The 3,544-nt window shown below is 72.5% G+C and carries 4 protein-coding genes; all 4 read right to left on the reverse strand.

Going from position 1 to position 3,544, the window contains the following annotated elements:
* Positions 1-237 (reverse strand): hypothetical protein (locus tag HMPREF0731_RS24530; RefSeq protein WP_007005859.1); only part of this gene is annotated, 237 nt, incomplete at its 3' end.
* A 175-nt stretch (positions 238-412) separates the two neighbouring features.
* Entirely contained in the window at positions 413-1,111 is a 699-nt protein-coding gene (trmB, locus tag HMPREF0731_RS19140; RefSeq protein ID WP_007005860.1) for a tRNA (guanine(46)-N(7))-methyltransferase TrmB, read from the reverse strand.
* 154 nt (positions 1,112-1,265) lie between these two features.
* A complete protein-coding gene (metK, locus tag HMPREF0731_RS19145; protein WP_007005861.1) occupies positions 1,266-2,453 on the reverse strand; it encodes a methionine adenosyltransferase in 1,188 nt (395 codons plus the stop codon).
* 164 nt (positions 2,454-2,617) lie between these two features.
* The gene (dapB, locus tag HMPREF0731_RS19150; RefSeq protein WP_007005862.1) at positions 2,618-3,358 is read right to left on the reverse strand and encodes a 4-hydroxy-tetrahydrodipicolinate reductase; all 741 of its coding nucleotides are present in this window, start codon (positions 3,356-3,358) and stop codon (positions 2,618-2,620) included.
* Between the last annotated feature and the right edge of the window lie 186 nt (positions 3,359-3,544).

The raw sequence follows: 3,544 nt of genomic DNA on the forward strand, positions 1-3,544 counted from the left end.
CCCGGCCAGCGCCGCCACCACGTCGCGCCAATAGGCGGTGACGATCTCTCCCGCCGGGTAGCGCTGCGGCGCCGCCCCGCGCAGCAGCGCGCAGGCCTCGGCATAGGAACACCCCGCCGCCAGGGCGATGGCCGCCGGACCGCACCAGGGCAGCGCCCCGCCCCGCTCGGCCGCCAGCGCCTGCGGCCCACGCTGGCCGGCCTCCCGCGACACCGGGCTGGGAAAGGTTGCATCCATGGGCGAGCACGTTCCCGTGATCGCCGCCGGCGCGTCAAGCCGATTGTGCGGCGCCGCGAGAAGCCCCCGGAATCTGTGGCCAGGGCGCTACGGCGTCAGCGTGGCCAGACAAGGCAAGCTCTTCTTTTTCTGAAGAAAAAGAAGCAAAAAGACTTTGCCTGCCGGGGCGCCGCCGTCAGCGGCGGCGCCAGATCCAGTAGCGGGGGTGCCGGCCCTCGCGCAGCGCCTTGGCCTCGTAGCGGGTGGGCGGCCAGCCCTCGGGGCGCTGCTCGTCCAGCGAGACCCGCTCGAACACGTCCTGCGCGCCCATCACCTCGGCCACCCAGTCCTGGTAGGTCGGGTCGTCGGTCGCGATGCGCCACTCGCCGCCCGGGCGCAGCGCGCGCTGCAGGACGGGAAGGATGCTCGGGTGGACGAAGCGGCGCTTGGCGTGGCGCGCCTTCGGCCAGGGGTCGGGAAACATCAGGAACAGCCGCGACAGGCTGCCCTCCGGCAGGGCGCGCAGCAGGCGGCGCGCATCCTCCGTCCACAGGCGGAGATTGGGCGGCAGCGGGGCGGTGGCCTCGCCACCCTCCGGCACCAGCCGCGTCAGCAGCGAGCAGATGCCGTTCTCGAACACCTCCGCCGCGATCAGCCCGGCCTCGGGGTGCTTGGCGATCTGCTCCAGCGCGTGCTCGCCGCCGCCGAAGCCCACCTCCAGCCACAGCTCGCGCGGGCGCACCGGAAAGCTGCCCAGCGGGTCGGCGGGGTCGAGCGCCAGCCGCGGCAGGGTCACGTCCAGCAGGGTCTGCTGCCGCTGGCGCAGCGGATGGCCACGGCGGCGGCCATAGAGGCGGTCGGGGACGGCCGGCGCGGCATCGGGCGGAAGGGTCAAGGGATCACCAGCAATGTCTGGATGCCGGGGCAGGGCGCGGCGCGCGGCATCATGCGGGCCGGGACGGCGATCGGCGTGCAGCGGAAGGCCCGGTCCCGGTGGCGCCGCCCCGGGGCGGGCGGGTGGGCGGGGGAGGGGCTCCCCCGCCGCGGTCTCAGCGACCGAAGGCGCGCTTCAGCTCGGCGGCCAGGTCGGTCTTCTCCCAGGTGAAGGTGCCCTTCTCCAGGTCCGGCGTGCGGCCGAAATGGCCATAGGCCGAGGTCGGCGCGTAGATGGCGCGGTTCAGGTGCAGGTGCTCGCGGATGCCGCGCGGGGAGAGGTTGACCATGTCGTTGACGACCTTGGCCAGCTTGGTCTCGTCGATGTCGCGGCCCGTGCCGTGCAGGTCGAAATAGACCGAGAGCGGCTTGGAGACGCCGATCGCGTAGGAGACCTGGATGGTGCACTTCTCGGCCAGGCCGGCGGCGACCACGTTCTTGGCCAGGTAGCGGCAGGCATAGGCCGCCGAGCGGTCGACCTTGGTCGGGTCCTTGCCGGAGAAGGCGCCGCCGCCATGCGGCGCCGCGCCGCCATAGGTGTCGACGATGATCTTGCGCCCCGTCAGGCCGCAATCGCCATCGGGACCGCCGATGACGAAGGTGCCGGTCGGGTTCACGTAGAACTCCTCCTCCGGCACGCTCCAGCCCTTGGGCAGGCTGCTCATGACGATCGGGCGGACCAGCTCGCGCACCTGCTCCTGCGTCATCCCCTCCTCATGCTGGGTGGAGACGACGACGGAGGCGACGCCGACCGGCTTGCCGTCGACATAGCGCAGCGTCACCTGGCTCTTCGCGTCCGGCAGCAGCCCGGCCACGGTCTTGTCCTTGACGCGGCGCAGCTCGGAGATGCGGCGCAGGATCAGATGCGCGTAGTAGAGCGGCGCCGGCATGAGATCGGGCGTCTCGGTGCAGGCATAGCCGAACATGATGCCCTGGTCGCCGGCGCCTTCGTCCTTGTTGCCCGAGGCGTCGACGCCCTGGGCGATATGCGCGGACTGGGCGTGCAGGTGGCAGGCGATCTCGGCATTCTTCCAGGAGAAGCCTTCCTGGTCGTAGCCGATGTCATGCACCGCCATGCGCGCGAGATGCATCAGCAGCTCGGGCGTCACGCTCGCCGGGCCGCGCGTCTCGCCGGCCAGGATGATGCGGTTGGTGGTGACCAGCGTCTCGCAGGCCACGCGGGCATACGGGTCGGCTTCCAGGAAGGCGTCCAGCACCGTGTCGCTGATGCGGTCGGCAACCTTGTCGGGGTGGCCTTCGGAGACGGACTCCGAGGTGAACAGATATTCGCCCTTGTCGCGCATGGCCTTATCGTCCTCTTGTCGCGATGGCGACCGGCTCGCCCCGGCCTGGCTATCCCCCGCGGATTCGCGGCCGGGCTGTTTCGCAAGCGCGGGAGCGGGGGTCAAGCGACTCTGTGGCGGGGCAGCGCAGCGTCATCCCAGGGTCACGGGGCGCCGCGGCTCGCTCACCCCAGCCCGATGACGTGCTTCATGTCGTATAGCCCCGGCGGCTGCGCCGCCGCCCAATGCGCCGCGCGCACCGCGCCCGTCGCATAGACGCGGCGGTCGAAGCTGCGATGGGTCAGCGCGATATGCTCGCTGCCGGCGGCAAACAGCAGCGTGTGCTCGCCCACCACCTGGCCGCCGCGCAGGGTTGCGAAGCCGATCGGGCCGGTGCCGCGCGGGCCGGTATGGCCGTGGCGGCCGCTCTCCATGCCGACCTCCTCCAGCGTCTGGCCGCGCCCGCGCGCGACGGCCCGGCCGAGCGCGATGGCGGTGCCGGAGGGGGCGTCGACCTTCTGGCGGTGATGCATCTCGACGATCTCGGCGTCGTACTGCTCGGGCGGCAGGGCGGCGGACATGCGCTCGGCCAGCGCCAGCAGCATGGCGACGCCGGGCGAGAAATTGGCGGCATAGACCACCGGCACGTGCCGCGCGGCGGCGGCCACCGCCGCCTCCTGCGCCAGCGACAGGCCGGAGGAGCCGAGGATGAAGGGCTTGCGGTGCTCGGCGGCCAGCGCCGCGTGGCGCTCGGCGGTGCCGGCATGGGTGAAGTCGATCACCACGTCGCTGGCGGCGAACAGCGCCGCCGCGTCGCCGGCGCGGGTGATGCCGCCGGCCAGCTCCGCGCCCGCCGCGGCCACTTCCTCGGCCAGCAGCTGGCCCATGCGGCCGGAAATGCCGGCAATGCCGATGCGGAGCGCCATGATGCCTGTCCCTCTGACTGCTGGCGCCATGTTCACCAGCGGAGGGAAGGCCGCAAGGGGCAGGGGCTCTGCCCCTGCACCCCGCCGGGGGGACAGGGTCCCCCCGGACCCCGCCAACTGTTCGCGGGGTCCGGGGTGGCCGTGCCACCCCGGCGGAGGGGTCTGGGGAGGCGGAGCCTCCCCAGA

This window comes from Pseudoroseomonas cervicalis ATCC 49957, assembly GCF_000164635.1.
Taxonomy (GTDB): domain Bacteria; phylum Pseudomonadota; class Alphaproteobacteria; order Acetobacterales; family Acetobacteraceae; genus Pseudoroseomonas; species Pseudoroseomonas cervicalis.

Bases quoted from the DNA above. Each gene is read 5' to 3' on its own strand.
- dapB (WP_007005862.1), bottom strand. From the start codon at position 3,358: ATGGCGCTCCGCATCGGCATTGCCGGCATTTCCGGCCGCATGGGCCAG.
- metK (WP_007005861.1), bottom strand. From the start codon at position 2,453: ATGCGCGACAAGGGCGAATATCTGTTCACCTCGGAGTCCGTCTCCGAA.